Source organism: Microlunatus soli, assembly GCF_900105385.1.
In the GTDB taxonomy this organism is placed as follows: domain Bacteria; phylum Actinomycetota; class Actinomycetes; order Propionibacteriales; family Propionibacteriaceae; genus Microlunatus; species Microlunatus soli.
Genome location: NZ_LT629772.1, coordinates 1,633,706 through 1,651,875, shown reverse-complemented (window position 1 = coordinate 1,651,875; position 18,170 = coordinate 1,633,706). Strand labels below are relative to the sequence as shown.

The 18,170-nt window shown below is 66.9% G+C and carries 17 protein-coding genes; 4 read left to right on the top strand and 13 right to left on the bottom strand.

The window, feature by feature from the left end:
• The first annotated feature begins 105 nt into the window (after positions 1–105).
• Positions 106–804 (top strand): NUDIX hydrolase, encoded by a 699-nt coding sequence (locus BLU38_RS07740; RefSeq protein ID WP_091522483.1) that lies wholly within the window; start codon positions 106–108, stop codon positions 802–804.
• Positions 805–874: 70 nt separating this feature from the next.
• On the opposite strand, the gene BLU38_RS07735 is transcribed toward BLU38_RS07740, so the two are convergent.
• Positions 875–1,366: a hypothetical protein gene (locus BLU38_RS07735; RefSeq protein ID WP_157683281.1), complete on the bottom strand. Its 492-nt coding sequence runs from the start codon at positions 1,364–1,366 to the stop codon at positions 875–877.
• A 211-nt stretch (positions 1,367–1,577) separates the two neighbouring features.
• Here BLU38_RS07735 and BLU38_RS07730 point away from each other — a divergent pair, with 211 nt between their 5' ends.
• Positions 1,578–1,826 carry a hypothetical protein gene (locus tag BLU38_RS07730; RefSeq protein ID WP_231920226.1) on the top strand — a complete coding sequence of 83 codons (249 nt, stop codon included), beginning with the start codon at positions 1,578–1,580 and terminating at the stop codon, positions 1,824–1,826.
• A gap of 388 nt (positions 1,827–2,214) precedes the next feature.
• On the opposite strand, the gene BLU38_RS07725 is transcribed toward BLU38_RS07730, so the two are convergent.
• From BLU38_RS07725 to BLU38_RS07670, 12 genes are all read right to left on the bottom strand, one after another.
• On the bottom strand, positions 2,215–3,192 hold the full coding sequence (locus tag BLU38_RS07725) for an aldo/keto reductase (protein WP_172836095.1): 978 nt from the start codon (positions 3,190–3,192) through the stop codon (positions 2,215–2,217).
• Between the two features lie 170 nt (positions 3,193–3,362).
• A complete protein-coding gene (locus BLU38_RS07720; RefSeq protein ID WP_091522472.1) occupies positions 3,363–4,340 on the bottom strand; it encodes a hypothetical protein in 978 nt (325 codons plus the stop codon).
• Positions 4,337–5,131: a hypothetical protein gene (locus BLU38_RS07715; protein WP_091522469.1), complete on the bottom strand. Its 795-nt coding sequence runs from the start codon at positions 5,129–5,131 to the stop codon at positions 4,337–4,339. Before BLU38_RS07715 ends, BLU38_RS07720 begins: the two co-directional genes overlap by 4 nt.
• Before the next feature lie 105 nt (positions 5,132–5,236).
• Complete coding sequence (locus tag BLU38_RS07710) at positions 5,237–5,875, bottom strand: 5-formyltetrahydrofolate cyclo-ligase (RefSeq protein WP_157683280.1); 639 nt, start codon at positions 5,873–5,875, stop codon at positions 5,237–5,239.
• A 14-nt stretch (positions 5,876–5,889) separates the two neighbouring features.
• Positions 5,890–6,861: a non-homologous end-joining DNA ligase gene (gene ligD / locus BLU38_RS07705; RefSeq protein ID WP_091522463.1), complete on the bottom strand. Its 972-nt coding sequence runs from the start codon at positions 6,859–6,861 to the stop codon at positions 5,890–5,892.
• Positions 6,862–6,968: 107 nt separating this feature from the next.
• Positions 6,969–8,315 (bottom strand): aspartate aminotransferase family protein, encoded by a 1,347-nt coding sequence (locus BLU38_RS07700; RefSeq protein ID WP_091522460.1) that lies wholly within the window; start codon positions 8,313–8,315, stop codon positions 6,969–6,971.
• A gap of 4 nt (positions 8,316–8,319) precedes the next feature.
• Positions 8,320–9,693: a hypothetical protein gene (locus tag BLU38_RS07695; protein ID WP_091522457.1), complete on the bottom strand. Its 1,374-nt coding sequence runs from the start codon at positions 9,691–9,693 to the stop codon at positions 8,320–8,322.
• Positions 9,690–10,601, bottom strand: coding sequence for an amidohydrolase family protein (locus BLU38_RS07690; protein WP_091522453.1), 912 nt, complete (start codon positions 10,599–10,601; stop codon positions 9,690–9,692). The genes BLU38_RS07695 and BLU38_RS07690 overlap by 4 nt, the downstream gene beginning before the upstream one ends.
• The gene (locus tag BLU38_RS07685; protein WP_091522450.1) at positions 10,598–11,380 is read right to left on the bottom strand and encodes an amidohydrolase family protein; all 783 of its coding nucleotides are present in this window, start codon (positions 11,378–11,380) and stop codon (positions 10,598–10,600) included. The genes BLU38_RS07690 and BLU38_RS07685 overlap by 4 nt, the downstream gene beginning before the upstream one ends.
• Positions 11,373–13,649, bottom strand: a complete 2,277-nt coding sequence (locus BLU38_RS07680; RefSeq protein WP_091522446.1) for a heparinase II/III family protein — start codon at positions 13,647–13,649, stop codon at positions 11,373–11,375. The genes BLU38_RS07685 and BLU38_RS07680 overlap by 8 nt, the downstream gene beginning before the upstream one ends.
• A complete protein-coding gene (locus BLU38_RS07675; protein WP_197680033.1) occupies positions 13,646–14,740 on the bottom strand; it encodes a Gfo/Idh/MocA family protein in 1,095 nt (364 codons plus the stop codon). The genes BLU38_RS07680 and BLU38_RS07675 overlap by 4 nt, the downstream gene beginning before the upstream one ends.
• Positions 14,741–14,746: 6 nt before the next feature.
• On the bottom strand, positions 14,747–16,057 hold the full coding sequence (locus BLU38_RS07670) for an ABC transporter substrate-binding protein (RefSeq protein ID WP_091522442.1): 1,311 nt from the start codon (positions 16,055–16,057) through the stop codon (positions 14,747–14,749).
• Between the two features lie 202 nt (positions 16,058–16,259).
• Here BLU38_RS07670 and BLU38_RS07665 point away from each other — a divergent pair, with 202 nt between their 5' ends.
• Together BLU38_RS07665 and BLU38_RS07660 are read left to right on the top strand one after the other, a co-directional pair.
• Positions 16,260–17,288 (top strand): carbohydrate ABC transporter permease, encoded by a 1,029-nt coding sequence (locus BLU38_RS07665; RefSeq protein ID WP_231920225.1) that lies wholly within the window; start codon positions 16,260–16,262, stop codon positions 17,286–17,288.
• Positions 17,288–18,118: a carbohydrate ABC transporter permease gene (locus BLU38_RS07660; protein ID WP_091522433.1), complete on the top strand. Its 831-nt coding sequence runs from the start codon at positions 17,288–17,290 to the stop codon at positions 18,116–18,118. Before BLU38_RS07665 ends, BLU38_RS07660 begins: the two co-directional genes overlap by 1 nt.
• Positions 18,119–18,170 lie beyond the last annotated feature (52 nt).

Below are 18,170 nucleotides of genomic sequence, written 5' to 3'. Positions count from 1 at the left end.
CGCCGGTGTCGTAGCGGTTGACCGACTCGATGATGGTCACAGAATCTCCCGTAGTCAGGTTTTCGCCTCATAGTCGAAAACTAGGATCGACGGTAGCATCAGGTCGTGGTCAGATCGAGCGCAGCGCCCACCTATCGACACGAAGCGGTGGCCGTTGTGTTCAAGATCACGGATTCCGAGCTGACCGTGCTGGCCTGGCAGCGGGTCCGTGACCCGTACGACGGGGCCTGGGCTCTGCCCAGCGGACCACTGGCGATCGATGAGTCACTGGGCGCCTGCGTCGCCCGCCATCTGGCGACCAAGGTCGACCTGGACGAGATCGCCCACCTGGAGCAGTTGGAAACCCGCAGCGACCCGGATCGGGACCCGTTCCAACGCACGATCGCGACGGCGTACCTGGGGCTGGTGCCGAGCACCGCCGAGCCGCAACTGCCGGAGAATGCGGCCTGGATCAGGGCGGGGGAGTTGCCGCCGATGGCGTTCGATCATGCCTCGGTGGTCACGTCGGCGATCGAGCGGCTGCAACGAAAGCTCTCCTACAGCAACCTCGGCTTCGGGCTGGCTCCGGAGGAGTTCACCATCGCCCAGCTACGCGACATCTACTCGGCCGCGCTGGGTCGCGATGTGTCGGCGACCAACCTGCAGCGGGTGCTGCAACGGCGCGGCCAACTCGAGCCGACCGGCCGCACGGCACCCTCCCGAGGCGGTGGCGGACGTCCCGCGGCGCTGTTCCGATTCGCCGACCGCAGCCTGGCGATCACCGACCCCTTCGCCGCCCTGCGTCCCGGAGACCGCACCAGCTGACCGGTGTGGCGTCGTTGTCGGCCTCCAGCTCGCCGACCGATGATGCTGGGTGGCGAAGCCGTACCTGTTCTCAGGCGTGCACCAATCCCTTGACCCCGCAGTTGTAGAGCGTTTTCGACGCCATCCTGATCTCGCAGGGCTGAAAAGTGATGGCGCGGCCTTCGGCGAAGTCGAAGTCGTACTTCTCCACGTCGATCGGGCCCTCGTTCGGTCCGCTGTCGCGGTAGAGCGTGTCGTGCCAGGTCCCGTTCACGCAATAGCTGAAGAGTGCAACGATCCGCCGGCCGTTCGACGAGGTGTCGACGACGCGCAGGCGTTCGCCGTCGGAACTCCAGGTCACGTATCCCCGCTTGGACCCGTCGGGTCCGTAGCTGTACCCCGTGGCAGTGTCGTCGTTCGAGCCGCCGATGAACTCCTTGCACCATCCATCGGCATGGGCAGGGGCCGCGAAGACCACGTCCATCACGGCCGCCATGACCGCGACGACAGTCGCGGCAATGATGCGCTGGAAGGCAGCGGTGGCTCGCGAGGACGATCCAGTAGTCGTTTGCATGACATCCATCGATATCCGCTCGACGGTTCGCTGAGGCCGGAGATTCGACCCCCTTCGAATCTGGACCCGGCACAACGCAGGAACGCCTCCGAGGAAACGCCTGTCACGCCATTGCCGTGTGGTGTGGAGGGGTGTGCGCAGCGTCGTCGTGGTCGCAGACTCCTTCGTGCGCGGCGGTAAACTCGGGCCTCAGGCGATCGCTCTCGGTTGAGGAGTAGCAGTGATTCCCACCATGATCTTGTTCGGAGCAGTCCTCGGGCGCTGGTGGCGTTTGACCTTGGTCGCGGGCACGATCGGTTGGCCGGTCCTGCTGCTGCTTGCAGACATCCCCATGTCGCCGCAAGGTCTCGCGGAGGCAGCAGCCCTGGGACTGGCCAATACCCTGGCTGGGGTGTTGGTGCATCAGGCGGTGCTCAAACTTGTCCGGATCGTGCGCAGCCGGCGGCACGCGATTGTCCAACCTCAATAGCTGCGGCGCGAACGAGCGCTGAACCACGACGACCGAGATCGTCTACGAGAAGCACTCATGGCGTGAACACGATGATCGCGGGTCGCCTCCGGCTGGCTGGGCAGCCGGTTCTCGGCACGCGACGGCAGCGGAGTTGGGAGACCGCCGGTCGTCGAACGTGGCGGACCTGTCCTGAGTGACCTACGATGCGGTTGTCCTGTTCACGCGTCCTGATCATCGACACGCCGCGACTCGTAGGTCGCTCGATCATTGCGTTGACGGTCAACCGATGCGACGCTGATCAACTCCGACTTCGCCTGGCGGCGACAGGGCTGGGAGCATCGGCTCAATCCCTGACGCCGGAACGTTCCCGCTGGAACGCTCCGGCGAGGGGACATCTCAGCGGAATCTACTGGTGGCCCTGGATCGCACGCGGGGTGTAGGCGGCCTCCAGTTCCTCGATCTCGTGATCATCGAGGGCGATGTCCACGCTGGTGAGTGCCTCGGTGAGCTGCTCGGGCTTGGTCGCGCCGATGATCGGTGAGTGCACGTACGGCTTGCTCAGCATCCAGGCGAGGGCGACGCCGGCCCGCGGCACGCCACGCTCTGTGGCGATCTTGGTGACCGCCTCGTGGATCGACTTGTCCGACGCGTTGGTCGGGGACGCCTTGCGCTCGCTCTGCTCCGAGCGCGCGGTGCCGCGGACGCCCCAGTCCCGGGCCAGTCGGCCGCCGGCCAGCGGACTCCACGGGATGACGCCGACGCCGGTCGCGGCGCAGTACGGCATCATCTCCCGCTCCTCCTCGCGGTAGAGCAGGTTGTAGTGGTTCTGCATCGAGATGAACGGCGTCCAGCTGTTCGCCTCGGCTACGTTCTGCAGCTCCTGGAACTGCCAGGTCCACATCGACGAGGCGCCGATGTAGCGGGCCTTGCCGGCCTTGACGACGTCGTGCAGTGCCTCCATCGTCTCCTCCATCGGCACCTCGGCGTCGAAGCGGTGGATCTGGTAGAGGTCGACGTAGTCCATGTTGAGTCGGCGCAGGCTGTTGTCGATCTCGGCCAGGATCGCCTTGCGGGACTGGCCGTGCCCGTACGGTCCGGGCCGCATCTCGCCGTGCACCTTGGTGGCGACGACGATGTCGTCACGGTCGGCGAGCTCGCCGAGGACCTTGCCGGTGATCTCCTCCGAACGCCCCGTCGAATAGACATTGGCGGTGTCGAAGGTAGTGATGCCTGCGTCCAGGGCCTGCTTGATGATCACTCGGCTGGCGTCCTCGTCCAACGCCCAGCTGTGCCGTCCGGAACCGCCGCCGAAACTCATACACCCGAGGGTGATCTCCGAGACCTGCAAACCACTGTCGCCGAGGCGTACTACGTCCACCGTCATCTCTCGTTGCTCCTCATCGCGTTGAGTCGTCGATCCGCTTCCGGGCTATGCGTTAGCCGGCTGCGTCGGCGTGGGACCAGGCACCATCCTTCGCCGGATCGGTCCGCACCGCAATGCTCTTGCCAGGGCTTGGGATGCTGCCGGCGTCAGCGCGGCGCACGCCGAATGAGTCAATAGCTGGTGTAGTCGCTGCCGGTCAGATCGTCCAGGGACCACACCATGTGCTGCACGGCGAATTTTCCCTTCTTCGGAACGCGCAACGCATATCGACAGTAACTGGTGTACGTGAGCGAACTGTACTTTCCCGGGAGCAGCTTCTTCTCATAGCCGCTCTTGAAGTAGGTGTAGTAGTCGTCGAGGTAGTCATAGCGGGTGGTGCGCGTGAAGGCGCCAAACACGATCAGATCACCCTTGCCGGTCCGGTAGGCCTGCTGCCACGGGACACTGATGTAGTCGAAGGTCCGCTTCTGGTGGGCACTCTCCTTCTTGTCCAGGGGCACGGCTTTCGCGTCGTTGAAAGAGTCGTTGGCGACGAAACGCTTGGATACCTTTGCCGTCGGCTGCCGCAGCGCGTCAGTGAGCAGGTCGGTGATCCTGCCGGCGGTGACGCCGTTGATCTTGGTCTTCGCGCCGACGGGTTTGAACATCCGTTCACGCTTGTCGACAGCGGGCAGGAAGGTATTGAGGTCCTCCCCGGCGGAGTAGCTGATCAACCAGGGGTCGGCAGCGGACGCCCGCTCGGCCAGATAGAAGCTGTCCGGAGCGTCCTCCGCCTCGGCGAAGCCGCTGATCACAGCCAATGCGGGGTAGTGTCCGCCGGGTGTCGAGGTGACGGTGTAGCGGGCATCCGTGGGCAGGTGGGGTGGTCTGTCCTTGCCCCCGATCCGTTTCTGTATGGTCATCAGATGGCCCTGTCGCGCCAACTCGGGTCCTGTGGCTGTCTCGCTCAGCCGCGACGGGTCCAGCTTCTCCCAAGCCGCGTTGTCGAGGGCGATGTAGCGTTTGACCAGCTTGGTCGCAGTGGCGCCCGTCATCGAGGGGCGGGGATCGGTCGTTCCGGTGACGCGCTGCGGGATCTGGACACATCCGGTGAGGGCGGCGATCACGCATGCGGTTGCGATCGCGCAGATCCGTCGGAGCATGATCATCGGCCTCCTGCCGGATCGGACTCGGTCGACGGAGGTCGGGCCGTCGTCGGAGAGGCCGATGGCTGCGGTCCAGGGTCTGCGTCCGTCGCCGGGTCCGAACCCGCCGAAGCGCTCGAGCCTGGGGTCTGGCCGGCGTCGGCTGGAGTCGAGCCGATCGTGGGGTCCGGTGTCGGTCGACGTCGCGGGCGGGTGGCGATGAAGACCCCGATTCCGAGCAGGATACCGATCAACCCGCCCAGACCGGCCAGCTCGGCGGTCTCGAAGACGCCCTTGATTTGAAGCCCGAGGCCGACGTCACCGGAGAACTTCCGACTGCCGTTCTGATTCATGATCACCGCGCCGTAGGCGGCGTTGCGCATCGGCCAGGAAAGCTGCGCCGATCCGGTGCCCTTCGCCGAGGCGACCCACCAGTCCAGCTGTGCCGGTGCCACGAGATCGTTGTCGACGCCCCGGTAGTTGTTGATCCCGATCTGATCCGGGTACTGATACGAAATGATCTCGGCCCGCGACTTGTCGGCCAGGTAGCTGGACAGGTCGTCCTGATGAGCGATACCGATCCAGACCTTCGCCTTCGGATCTTTCGCCTTCACCTGCACGGTCAGGGTGGTGTCGTAATAGGACAGCAGGCCCTTGCCCGTTGTGACGGCCGGTCCGGCGGTGCTGACCGTCCGGGGATCCATCATGATCGTGTTGTCCTTGCCGATGAATTTCATCGTCACAATGGCCACGGCAATCGCCAGCACGCCGATGAAGATCAGCAGCGAACCGCCGACCCTGGCCAGAATGCGCATCTCCAACTTCCCTTTCGAGAATCGTTGACAGCAAACTAGCGGACCGGGGAGTCGCCTCGCGGATTTCTTGTGGACAGCGTCGCAGAGGGCTCTGCGGAGAGCCCTTCACCGTCGGGTGCCGGCGATCACACGGGTCGGGGTGATGATCACGTCGACCCGACGGTCCCAGCCGTGGCTGGGGATCACCTCGACGACCTCGTCGTCGTTGAGCAGCATCACCACGACGGCCCCGGGGCCGATGTGTTGCAACGCCCGGTCGTACCAGCCGCCGCCGCGACCGAGACGTCGGCCGTCGACACCGCCGGCCAACCCGGGGACGATGATCAGGTCGGCCTCGGCGAGCGCCGTCGGTCCGAGTGGGTTGCCGGTCGGCTCGATGATCGACAATCGGCCACGGTGCAGCGACTCCGGGCCGTCGTACGGCGCCCAGTCCGGTTCGCCGAACAGTTGATCATGATCTGTCGGTTCGGTGATCACCGGCAACAAGATCGGGACATCCTGGGCGGCGAACCAGGCGATCAGTTGCAGGGTTGCGGGTTCGGGAGGTTCGGAGACGTAGCAGGCAACCGATTTCGGCAGCCGTCCGGCGATGAAATCCCGGAGCCGGTCGAAGCGAGCGTGGTCCAGGGCGGCACGTTCGTCGTCGGGCCGGGCACGCCGTCGCACCAGCACTGCCCGCCGCAGGGCCTTCTTCGCGTCGGTGATCGCGGCCACATCGGCCTCGGACTGCGGTGGCCACATCATCGGCACGATGTTGATCAACTCTCCGGTTCGGGTGGGGTCTCGGCGCCGTCACGTTCGTCGCGATCGGCCCAGTCGAGCAATTCGTCGATCGCGAACACGGCGTCGTCGATCCCGTCATGCAGATCACCCAGCTCGGCGAACCGGGACGGCATGGTCGCGATGGTGAAGTCGGCCGGCAGCGCGTCGTCGATCTCGTCCCAACGCAGCGGTGCCGACACCGTACCCTCGGGATTGCCGCGCACCGAATAGGCCGCAGCGATCGTGTGATCGCGGGCGTTCTGGTTGTAGTCGATGAACAGTTTTGCCGGATCGCGGTCCTTGCGCCACCAGGTGGTGGTGGCCCGTTCGGGGGTTCGCCGCTCCACCTCGCGGGCAAACGCCAGCGCGGCCCGTCGGACCTCGGAGAAACCGTGGTCGGGCGGGATCCGGACGTAGATGTGCATTCCCGACCCGCCGGAGGTCTTCGGCCAACCGGTGGCACCGAGTTCGTCCAGCACCTCGTGCGCGACGTGGGCCACCGCCCGTACGGTGTCGAAATCGCAGTCCGGCATCGGATCGAGATCGATCCGCCATTCGTCCGGCTGCTCGGTGTCGGCCCGGCGGGAGTTCCAGGGGTGGAATTCGACTGTCGACATCTGGACCGCCCAGATCACCTGCGCAGGATCGGTGACGCACAACTCATAGGCGTGCCTGTTGTAGCGCGGGAATTCGACCCGGACGGTTTCGACCCAGGGCGGTGCGCCGTGCGGGATGCGTTTCTGATGCACCTTTTCCCCGGACACCCCGGTCGGGAATCGGTGCAGCATGCAGGGCCGTTCCCGCAGTGCGTTGACGATGCCGTCGGCGACACTCAGGTAGTAGTTGGCCAGATCGAGCTTGGTCTCCCCGCGGGCAGGGAAATAGACCCGGTCCGGGTTGGAGATCCGCACCGCGTACGGGCCGACCTCCAGTTCGGTCGCCGGCGACGAGCTCCGCGAACTTGCCATGCGCTGAGCCTACTGACCCGGCGCTGTCAGAACGCCGACCCGGCAGTTTCTCCCCGACACGCCGGGCGTTTCGGGGAGAAACTGCCGGGTCAGCGTTGGGAGGTGGGTCAGAGGGCGGCGAGGGCGGTGTCGGCGATCTGGAGGGTCTCTTCGATCTGGGCGGTGGTGTGTTCGGTGGACAGGAACCAGAGTCCGCGCGGGACGATGTTGATGCCGTCGGTCAGCAACAGTTCGTGCAGCCGGGCCATCGCGGCGCGGTCGCAGCGGGCGAACGTCCGGTAGTCGGTGACGGCCGGCTGGTCGGTGATGCAGGTCTGGAAGACCGGGCCCGGGCCGTCGACCAGCATCGGTACGCCGTGTCGCCGGGCGGCGGCCCGCAGACCGTCCATCAGGGTCCGGCCCCGTTCGTCGATCGCCGGGTAGAGCACGTCGGCCTGCTCCTCCAGCTGCGCCAGGGTCGCGTCGGCGGCGGCCATCGCCACCGGGTGGGAGTTGAACGTACCGGCGTGAGCAACGGTGCCGTCGCTGATCGTGTCCATCACCCGACGGCTGCCGGCCAGCGCGGAGACCTGCATGCCGCCTGCCATCGCCTTGCCGAAGGTGGCCAGGTCGGGCGTCACGCCGTACAGCTGCTGGGCGCCGCCGGGTGCAACCCGGAAGCCGGAGATGATCTCGTCGAAGATCAACAGCGCGCCGTGTCGGCTGGTGATCTCGCGGATGCCTTCGAGGTAGCCGGGGAGTGGTGCGATGCAGCCGGTGTTGCAGAGCAACGGTTCCATGATCACCGCGGCGATGTCATCGGAGTCGGCGAAGGCGTCCGCGACAGCGGCAAGATCGTTGTACGGAAGGATGATCAGGTCCGCCGCCCCGGCGCTGGGCAACCCGAGCGTGCCGCCGACCGCCGCCGGGTGTGCCGCGTCACCGGCCAGCGCCAGATCGGGGTGGACGCTGTAAAGCACCGGATCGAGCCAACCGTGGTAGTTACCCTCGAACTTGATGATCTTGCTCTTCCCGGTGTGCCCGCGGGCGAGCCGGATCGCGCCGTGCACCGCCTCGGAGCCGACACTGTTGAAGCGGACCAACTCCGCGCACGGCACCATCCGGCAGATCCGCTCGGCGACCGCGGCCTCCAGCTCGTGCTGGGCGGCGTAGGCGACCCCGCGGGTGACCTGACGACTGACCGCCTCGGCGACAATCGGCGCGGCATGGCCGAGCAGATTCGGTCCCTGGCCGAGCACATAGTCGATCAGCCGGTTGCCGTCCACATCCCAGAGCTCTGCGCCGGCCGCATGGTCGACGAACAGCGGGGTCCCGGTCGACCGGCGGGCGTCGCTGGAGACGCCGCCGGCGATCACCCGGCGGGCGCGGTCGTAGGCGGCCTCGGCACGGGAATGCCCGACACTGTCTGAGCCACGGACGGACCGGGCCGGTCGGGCGGAGGGTGGGGATGTCATCTCATCACTCCAGCTTTTCGGTGAGCAGGCGGAACTGTTGACGGGGACGTCCACCGGAGACCGAACGCACCGGCGGCAGCGGCCACGCCAGTCCGGCGTCGACGAGCTCCTTCAGCATCCGACGCCCGGTCCGCTGGGTGACCGACATGACCTCGGCGACGGTCTCGACGTCGGCAACCAGCCGGTCGTCGCCGGTTGCCGGAACCGCTGCGATCAGCTGTCCGGCGATCTCGGCGGCACGCGTCTGCGACGTCCCGCCCCGTTCGCCGGGCTCGGAGCGTGCGGTCGGCCGCGGCGAGCGGACCGGCAACTCGGAGCGTTCGCCGGCCGCGCCCAGATAGATCGCCACCTCGCCGCCGCTGTCGAGCGATCCCTCGACGGCGGTCAGCGCGTTGACCTCGGCGGCCCGGGCGGTGTGTCCCAGCCCGACTCCGACGGCGACCGGCACGCCGAGCCGGCGACCGAGGTCGGCGGCGAACGGCGCCACCTGCAGTTGATCGGTCGCCCGGGTCAGGGCGCCGTAGGTCATCGTGGTCAGGAACAGCCGGTCGGTGTGCCGGGTCACGGTGGCGCCGGCGCCGCGAGCGGCGGCCAGGAGCTGTTGATGGGCCGACAGAGCCAACTCCTGCTGCCAGTAGTCTCCGGCTCCGCCCACCGACCGGGTCGGCACCAGATGGACCGCCACCATGGCGATCTGGTTCTCGCCGAGCCGGGTGCCTTGCCCGAGCAGCGTTGCGGTCTGCAGCGCGTCCCGGATCGAGGCGTGGGTCGGGACGATCCGCAGGGCCGGCACCGACCGCGACCGCAACGCCCGATCGACCGAGAGGATGGTGGTCAGCGCCAGCGTCGAGCGTTCGGCTTGGTAGGCAGCGCGGTGGAAGTCGACGTAGCCGGCGACCGAGTCCGGCCCGAGATACGCCTGACAGTGGACCGCTGAGCTGTCCAGGCCGATCTCGTCGTAGGCCTCGTCGACGTCCTGGGCGGAGAGCGAATCGATCGTCACCCGGGTCAGATCGACCTCGGGCATCGTCAACGTAGCGCGCAGCAGGGCGGCGTAGAGCGCCGCCCCGGTCAACGGGATGTGGGTTGCCGGACCGGTCAGCCAGCCACCGGAGCGAGCAAGATCGTAGAGCCACGGGCCGGCGAACACCGCGGCGTCGATCCGCGGCGCCAGTTGCCGGTAGCGGTCCTCGGCCTGTTGCGGATGATCATGAATGCCGCTCAGAAACTTGATCCGTTGGGCGCCGGGACGCTCGGACAGTTGGTGCGCGCTGTCCAGCATCAACCGGACCACCCGGCGCGGTCCGAACAGGCCGATCGTCAGGTCCGGCATCCGGTCGGCGATGCTCCGGGCCGCCTCCGCCTCCGCCCCGCTCATCGGGTGCGCTCCGAGGTTTCGGCCGGGTGCTGTGTCGAGGTTCGCGGCGGTGTCGTACGACGACCCGGCGCACCGTCGGGAGTTGGCGCGCCGGCGGGGATCGGCAGCGGGCGCCAGCGGAACAGACGTCGGCTGTTCGCACCGAGGATCGCTCGCTGGGCCGCAGCGTCCAGGCCGGAATGGACCACCCGACCCAGCGACATCCGTTGATCGATGAACGGGAAGTCCGAGCCGAACAGGACGCGCTCGGAGCCGACGTGTCGCACCATGTGTCCGATTAGCGCACCGGTCAGCTGCGAACCGCAAATCTCCAGGTAGCTGTGTGCGCTGTCGGCGACGACCGCGATCGAGGCATCGACCCCGGCCGGGGAGATGCCGGCGTGGCCGAGGATGATCGGCGCGGACGGATAGCGGGCGGTGATCGAGGCGAACAGGCCCGGATGATCGACCGCGGAGTCGGCATCGGTGTGGCTGAGCACCGGGCAGCCGGTGGCGTCGGCGAACTCCCAGACTGCGGCATAGCGGGCGCCGGTGACCGGATAACGATGCAGGGAGGGGTGGATCTTGATCCCGACGAAGCGAGGATCGTCGACCACCCGGTCGATCTCGACGGTCGGTCGTTGCCACGGATTGATCACCGCATAGGCGGCGATCCGGTCGGGATGGGCCTCGACGGCGGCCAGCGTCTCGGTGTTGCCCGCATGGGCGTCGGCCTGGATGCCGAGATTGCTGGCGATCACGGCGACGTCGGTGCCGGTGCGATTCATCACGTCGATCATCGTCGCGGCGTCGGGATCGGGGATGAAGAACCGGGAGTACGGCCCGAGGTGGGCATGGACGTCGACCACGTCGACCGACAGCGGCGCGCCGGTGATCTTGGGACGATGATCATTCGGCGGACCGTTCACGGCCGACCTCCGAACAGTCGATAGGCGTTGGCCGACCCGACGGTGACCACGTCGGTCTCACTGAGTCCGGACCAGCCGAGGCGGGCCATACTTTCGCCGGGATCGCGCAGGCCGAAGCCGGTGCCGAACAGGATCCGCCGGGCACCGAAGGCGCCGACCAGCCACTCCAGTCCCTGGTGGGTGGCGAAGTTGACCAGATCCAGATGGAGTTGATCATGGCGCGTGAGCATGGTCGCGACCGTCCGCAGCTCGCGGTAGCCGACCAACGAGATGATCATCGGCAGTTCCGGATGATCACCGGCGATCCGGTCGATGGTCGGCCAGTCGATCTCGGTGCGGTTGAGGCACAGCGGCATCCGATGACCGGACAGGTCGTCGAAGAACTGTGACCAGGCGGGATCGTCGACAACGTAACCATGGGTATGCGGGTAGAGCCGGAACGCGGCGACGCCAGCCGCCACCGCCTGTCGCACCAGCGCCGTCAGGCTGGTCAGTTCCCCCGGTGTCGGCGGGATCGCCGTCCAGCAGGCCCGGACCCCGGCAGTCCGGGATGCTGCGGCGGTTGCCGCGGCGTTGCCGGACAGCGGGTCGTGCAGCCAGCTCAGCATCGAACCGGCCAGCGCTCCGGTCAGACCGTAGCGCTGCAGATGATCATCGAGTCGGTCCCGGCCGGCGGGTTGCTCGGGGTGGGCGCCGATCAGGACGTGGGCGTCGAACCAGCCGGCGCCGGCGGCCCCTGCCTGATCATGGGGGTCGGTGCTGTCGTGGGGTTCAGACATCGCGGACTCCGGTGATCGTCCAACGTCCGGCGTAGGGGAGCGTCAGCTCGGTCCCGTCAGCGGTGCTGGCCGCCGGGACCACGATGTCGTCCAGGGTGACGCGCCGCCAGCTGTCCCGGAGCCGGACCCGGCTCCGGGTGGCACAGTCGATCACCAGCGTCAGGAGCCCGTTCGCGACGATGGCCGACAGCATCGCCGGGCCGTCGGTGCGGATCAGCGGTCCGGCGTCGTCGTTCAGCCGGTCGGTGTCCCAGCCGGCGGCCTCCCAAACGCTCTGGTCGTTCCGGCTCCACTGGGACGGGCCGATCCGATCGACCCGGTCGGCGGTGCGGATGATCAGGGAATCACCGTCGGTGGTGATCACCGGCCGGGTGCTCGACGAGGTCGCGAGCGGCCACAGCACCGTACGGAAGCTGCCGTTGTCCCGGCCAACGGCCAGGGTGTGCAGCGGGCCGTACTCGCTGGAACGTGTAACCGGCAGTGGTCGCCGTGCGGTGCCGGTCTGCTGTTGGATCGTCGAGCCGCCGGGGTCGCCGACCTCGGCGACGTGCAACCCGGGACCGGTGTCGTCAACTGCCTCGAACAGCAGCATCTCGGCCTCCGGCGGACCGTCGATCTGCTGCCAGCCGGTCAGCGCCTGCAGCCGCAGCTCGAACCGATGATCATGGTCGTCGGCGGCGCTGTCCAGGATGATCAGGTAGCCGGGCCGGTCACGGATCAGCAGGATGGTTCGCTGCTGGTACAGGCCGTTGCCCCGATGGCTGCCGGTGAAGACGGTCACCCGTCCGGCGGTCGGATCGGAGCCGACCGGGAGGGGTGGGGTGTCGGTGAACCGGTGACATCGGGCATCCCGTTCGGTCCCACATTCGCCGTCGTCGACCAGCACGGTGTTGTGGCCCCGACCGGATTGGAACCAGCTCCGGTAGTCGTCGACGTCGTAGCTCGGCGGGCCGCCGGCCTCCCAGAGCAGCGGCCGGCCCCAGCCGGACAGTACGAGGTCGAGCACCGCTTGATGGGAGTGCGACTCCAGTTCGTGCTCGATGTGCGGACCGACGTTGATCACGACCTGCAGGTCGTCGGTCGATCCGCCCGTGCGGGCGATCGCGTAGCCGGACTCCGGCAGCAGCCGGCTACTCGGCCGGGTCGGTGGCGTGCTGGGCGATCCGACGGCTCGTTGCCACCGCTGTCCGCGATCGGCGTCGGCGTGTGCGGGCAGTTGAGCCGCCTCGGTCGCGAACTGTTCGGGATCCATCCATCCGCGCGCGTGGTTCACCAGGTCCAGGGCGTCCAGCAGGTAGCCACCGCGGAGCAGGTGCCGGCCGGCCCAGACCAGACCGCTGTCCTGCAGATGCGGCAGCCAGCCGGTCGGGTCGGCCAGGTCGATCAACCAGTCATGCATGGCCCGGATCCGCGTCTTGAATTCGGCATCATCCAGCAATCCGCCGCCGTACCGCTGGTCGATCATGAGCGCGGTCTGGACGGCGTCCAGGCACATCGTGTGATAGCCGGGGGATCGCTCGTAATGTCCGCCGTCGGGATAGACGTCCAGGATCAGGTGTTCGGCCAGCCGTCGGCGCCCGCGCTCCCGCCAAGCCGCGGCCTCAGGCAGATCCGGCAGTACCGAGCCGATATGCAGCAGTTCGGCGGCCGAAGCCAACTGCCAGTTGCCGTGCCGGAAGCTGTCGTGTTCGTCATGGGCCCAGCGCGCACCGCCGATCAAGGTCGCGAACAGGGCCTGCCAGGCCTCATCCGACACCGGCGAGCGGGTGAGGATCTCCAGGGCCGGCAGCAGATTGTGACAGCGGGCCCAGGTGCCGAGCGAATACCAGATCACGTCCAGTCCGGGCCAGTCACCGGACACCGCATCGCGTTCGGCCTGCCAGCGCACCAGGTGCCGGTCGAAGCCGTCCAGATAGCGATGATCAGCGGTCAGCAGCCAGGCCGAGACACCGGCACGAAGCCAACCCAGGTAGTGGAATCCGTAACGTCGGGATCGCCCCTCGGCAGCGCCGGTGACATCGATGGAACCGAGCAGCGGTGCCGCCGAGGCCACGATCGCGTCGGCGTCGGCGGTGCCCCGGACCGCCGACGCCCACTCCGGCAACGGCCACGCGGGACGCTGCATCCGACCGCCGACCCAACGGCGCAGCGTCTCCAGGTCGCTGACGCCGTCCGGCTCGCCGCAGGCCACGATCAGGTCGGCGGTGTCGAGATGGCGGATCCGGTCGTCGATGTGTGCCGGCTTCTCGATCGCTGTCGTCGCCGTCATCGCACCCTACCGGTCGGATGGGGGATGTCGACCGGCTGCCGGGTGCTGATCGAATGATGGGCCGCTTCCAACACCGCGGTCACCGAACGGCTGCTTTCCACACTGATCAGCGGCTGCTCGCCGGTCCGACAGCAGCGCAGGAAGTGGGCGATCGCGTCGGCGTAGGCGCCGGCCGGCACACCGTGGACGACTCGCTGTAGGAGATTGCGCGGGTACCGCACCCCGGACGGATCGGCGACCACGACGTTCTCGGTCTGCCGATCGAGCTGGATCACCCCGTCGGCACAGGTCAGGGTGACGTAGGAGTCGACCATGGTGGGGAAGGTGTTCGGATAGATCCAAGCTGATTCGAAGGTGGCCACCGCGCCTCGGGAATACTCGGCCTGGATCTGGATCGCATCGGGGGTGTCGATGCCGAGCGACTGCAGTTTGCCGGTCCGTGCCGTCGCAAAGACCCGGATCACCTGATCGTCGATCAACCAGCTCATCAGGTCGATGTCGTGGCTGGACAGGAACCAGGCACAGGTCGTGCGATGTGCCCAGGACAGCATCTCGGTCGGTACGTACAGGGTGTCGTTCTTCCGGGCATAGCCGACGGCCGGCGCACCCAGTCCGGCACTGAGTTCCTTCGCCTGCGCGTAGGCCGGAACCCACCGATGATTGAACAGGCACATCGCCACCACGCCCGCTTCACGGATCGCGGCGACGGCCCGATCGGCCTCTGCGACCGATGTAGTGAACGGCTTCTCCACCAGGATGTGTTTGTCGGCCCGCGCGGCGGCCACCATCATCGGGCCATGCAGGTCGTCGGGAGTGGTGAGCACCACCGCGTCGACCTGCTGATCGGCCAGCAGTTGATCAAGGTCGGCATGGACGACCGGGCGCCGGCGGCCGCGGCCGGCGATCTCGTCGGCCAGAGCGTCGGCATGGTTTGCTGTCGCCGAGGTGACAGCAGTGATCTCGACGCCGCGTTGCTGCGACATCGCCAACGCATTGCCCTGGCCCATGATCCCGGCGCCGACGATCCCGATCCTCAGCGGAGGGTCATCGTCGGGCCGCCCGCGGTCGGGGGCCGTGGTGTGGGTCTGCACAGACGGTCACTTCTCCTTGGAGAGCTCGGTATTCCAGGACTTCTCCGCTGCAGCGAGGGCCTGCTGGGCGGTCTTCTTCCCGGGCAGGTAGGCCTGGACCTCGGCGGCGAAGAGCAGCCCCAGCTGCTCGTCGTTGCCGGAGCCGAGCGAGCCGTCGACGGCATGCGGGAAGGTCTGCACCAAGGTCTTGCGCGCCTCCGAGGCGGGATCGGTGCCGCTGATCTCGGTGAAGAACGGGTCCTGCAGGGTCGCCGACGTCGACGGGTAGATCGCCACCAGCTTGCAGAAGGCGAGCTGGTTCTCCGGCGACGTGACGAACTTCAGCCATTCCGCCGCTGCAGCCTGATTGCCCGACGCCTTGGGGATCCCGAACACCTGTTGTCCGGGCAGGATGAAGCGGTCGGCGGTGCCGGTGACCGGTGGTGCGACTGCGATCGCCCGGTAGACGTCCGGGGCGTTCTTCTGGATGTTCAGCAGGTTGGTCGAGATCTCCATCGGGGAGAAGGCGACCCGTTTGTTGTCCAGCGTCTGTGGCAGGTTGCGGATGTCGGTGCTGATCGCGCCCGGGGCGATCGCGCCGGAGCCGTAGAGCGGTTTGAACTTCTCCAGGATCGCCGCTGCCTCCGCCGTGTTGAACGCCGCGGTCCTCTTGTCCGCCGACAACATCTCGATGCCGTAGGACTGCAACAGGGTGACGCTGGGGATCAGGTTCATCGCCGACTTCTTGGTGGCGGTGTGGTAACGCTCGGCCAGCGTGACCGCCTGGTCGATGGTGGTCGGCGGATCGGCCTCGTCGAAGGAGACCTTCTTCAGCAGATCGGTGTTGTAGAAGCCGAGCGATGTGCCGCCGTTGTACCAGGGGATGGCGACGCGACGGCCGTCGGCCGCCTTCAACGGATCGGCCAGTCCAGCGGCGTAGCGGCCGAGCTCATCGGCGCTGAAGAGCTGGGAGAGGTCGGTCATCGAGGAGGCGAACAGGCCGAGCGTGGTCGAGGTGTAGTTGACCGCATCCGGCACCTTGCCCGACGCGATCGCGGCCAGCAGCTTGGTGGTGATGTCCTGGCCCGGTACGTCGACCCAGTTGATCTTCACCTTCGGGTGCTGCTTGGTGTAGCCGGCGATCATCGAGTTGATGTAGTCGGCATAGTTCTTCTGCAGGTTGATCGTCCACCACTCGACCTCGCCGGAGAACTTGTCGCCGGTCTGCGTGGTCTTGGCTGCCGTGGGATTGCCGGACAGGCAGCCGGACAGCACGAACGGCGCCGACGCCCCGGCGCCGAGGGCGAGTAGATGCCGCCGGGAGAGGGATTGGGTCATCGCGTACTCCGATGTCCTGAAGATGGGTTATGGACATGAGTCTCTAGGTCTTTGAGCGTGGCGTCAAGGTTTCGGTGAGCAGTAGATGTTCCGAATGCGTTACCGAAATTGCAGAAGGTCTTGACATCGCCGATCGCTGAGTGGGTTACTTATGGGTATCCGAAATGGCAGTTTCGGACGCTCCCCGAGCCGTGGTGGGCGAGTGCTCAATCCGATTGGGGAGGGGATGCCGGTGGGGGTGGTGGACGCGGCCGTGGACACCCGCGAAGTTGACCGGCATCGCCGAGCAGAGCGTCCGCGCGGACAGCGTCTGCAGCGCGATCCGCGGTCCGGCCGCGGCGTGTTCTTCGGTCGAGTGCCGGCCGGCCGGGTCGTCGGCCAGCGCTGGTTCACCCCGTACCTGTTCATGCTCCCGGGATTAGTGCTGTTCGCTCTGATGTTCGCCTGGCCGGCGGTGATCGCGATCCAGTTGGCGTTCTCCCATTACGACATCTCCTCGCCGATCGAACCGGTCGGATTGGCCAACTTCGTCGAGCTGACCCACGATCCGCAGTTCGGTCGGGCCATGATCAACTCGCTGGCCTTCGTCGCGATGCACCTGCCGCTGACCGTCGTGTTGCCGCTGCTGCTGGCACTGTTGGTCAACCAGCGGTTGCGCGCTATCCAGTTCTTCCGGGTGCTCTACTACCTTCCGGTGATCACCTCGATGGTCGCTGTCGCCGTCGCCTGGCGGTACGTCTTCAACCGGGAGGGAGTGATCAACTTCCTGCTCGGGCTGATCGGTGTCGGTCCGATCGACTTCCTGCTGAACACTTCCTGGGCGTTGCCGACGGTGGTGATGCTCGAAGCCTGGAAGAACATGGGCCTGTTCATGATGATCTATCTCGCCGGCCTGCAGGCTGTGCCGTCGGAGCTGATCGATGCCGCCAAGGTCGACGGGGCGCGGGCCGCGAGTCGACTGATCCACGTCATCGTCCCGTCTCTGCTGCCGACCGTCGCGGTCACGCTGACACTGAGCATGCTGGACGCGATGCGTGCCTTCGAATCGGTCTACGTGCTGACCCGCGGCGGCCCGCAGGATGCGACCGTCACGCTCGGCTACTTCATCTGGGCCAAGGCGTTCCAGCAGTACGACATGGGTTACGCCAGTGCCGCCGGCCTGGTGCTCTGGGCGATCATGATCATCCTGGCCGGGGTCAATCTGCTCCTGACTCGGCGGCGGGACCGCTGATGCGCCCGACCTCGCTGTCGGCTCGGACAGTCCTGCGTTACGCACCGTTGGTGCTGATCGCCTGCGTCTTCGTCGGGCCGTTCTTGATCCTGCTGTCCTCGGCCATCAAACCGGCGAGCCAGGACGTCTTCGGTTTCCCGCCCGACCTGATCCCGCGGCCGCCGGTCGCAGACTACTTCGTCGAAGCCTGGTCGACCATCCCGTACGCGCGGTTCTTGATCAACTCGGTGATCTACATCGTGATCATCATCCCGCTCTACCTCGCCGTGTCGGCGTTGACGGCCTACCCGCTGGCCAGGATCGCCTTCCGCGGACGCGGACTGTTCTTTCTGCTCTTCCTGTCCACGATGTTCCTACCCGGTGAGCTGATGCTGATCCCACGGTTCCTGGTGATGAGCCAACTCAGGCTCACCGACACCTACACCGCGGTGATCCTGCCCGCGATCCTTTCCTCGCTGGGGATCTTCCTGCTCAGACAGGCCTTCGCGCAGATCCCGGACGAGGTGGTGGAGGCTGCCCGGATCGACGGAGCCGGCGAGTTCGCGATCTTCTGGCGGGTCTGCATCCCGGTGGTCCGACCGACCCTGGCTGTGCTGTCCATCCTCGGCTTCATCTCGGTCTGGAACAGCTTCATCTGGCCGTTGGTCGTGCTGACCAGCCAGAGCAAGTTCCCGATCACACTCGGGCTGGCTTATCTGACCGGCGTCAGCGGCACCGACGTCCGCGGGCTGGCTGCCGGAACGATCATCTCGTTGGTTCCGGTCCTGATCATCTTCGTCCTGCTGCAACGCCACATCCTGAACAGCATGAGCGGTGCCGTCAAGGGGTAGCCGCTCCTGATCACGTTCTCCTCCCTCCCATCCCGGCCCCGACCACGGGGCG

Excerpts from the sequence above, each read along its gene's own strand:
- BLU38_RS07735 (WP_157683281.1), bottom strand. The coding sequence starts at position 1,366 with ATGGATGTCATGCAAACGACTACTGGATCGTCCTCGCGAGCCACCGCT.
- BLU38_RS07725 (WP_172836095.1), bottom strand. The coding sequence starts at position 3,192 with ATGACGGTGGACGTAGTACGCCTCGGCGACAGTGGTTTGCAGGTCTCG.
- BLU38_RS07720 (WP_091522472.1), bottom strand. The coding sequence starts at position 4,340 with ATGATCATGCTCCGACGGATCTGCGCGATCGCAACCGCATGCGTGATC.
- BLU38_RS07715 (WP_091522469.1), bottom strand. The coding sequence starts at position 5,131 with ATGCGCATTCTGGCCAGGGTCGGCGGTTCGCTGCTGATCTTCATCGGC.
- BLU38_RS07710 (WP_157683280.1), bottom strand. The coding sequence starts at position 5,875 with ATGATGTGGCCACCGCAGTCCGAGGCCGATGTGGCCGCGATCACCGAC.
- ligD (WP_091522463.1), bottom strand. The coding sequence starts at position 6,861 with ATGGCAAGTTCGCGGAGCTCGTCGCCGGCGACCGAACTGGAGGTCGGC.
- BLU38_RS07700 (WP_091522460.1), bottom strand. The coding sequence starts at position 8,315 with ATGACATCCCCACCCTCCGCCCGACCGGCCCGGTCCGTCCGTGGCTCA.
- BLU38_RS07695 (WP_091522457.1), bottom strand. The coding sequence starts at position 9,693 with ATGAGCGGGGCGGAGGCGGAGGCGGCCCGGAGCATCGCCGACCGGATG.
- BLU38_RS07685 (WP_091522450.1), bottom strand. The coding sequence starts at position 11,380 with ATGTCTGAACCCCACGACAGCACCGACCCCCATGATCAGGCAGGGGCC.
- BLU38_RS07680 (WP_091522446.1), bottom strand. The coding sequence starts at position 13,649 with ATGACGGCGACGACAGCGATCGAGAAGCCGGCACACATCGACGACCGG.
- BLU38_RS07670 (WP_091522442.1), bottom strand. The coding sequence starts at position 16,057 with ATGACCCAATCCCTCTCCCGGCGGCATCTACTCGCCCTCGGCGCCGGG.
- BLU38_RS07660 (WP_091522433.1), top strand. The coding sequence starts at position 17,288 with ATGCGCCCGACCTCGCTGTCGGCTCGGACAGTCCTGCGTTACGCACCG.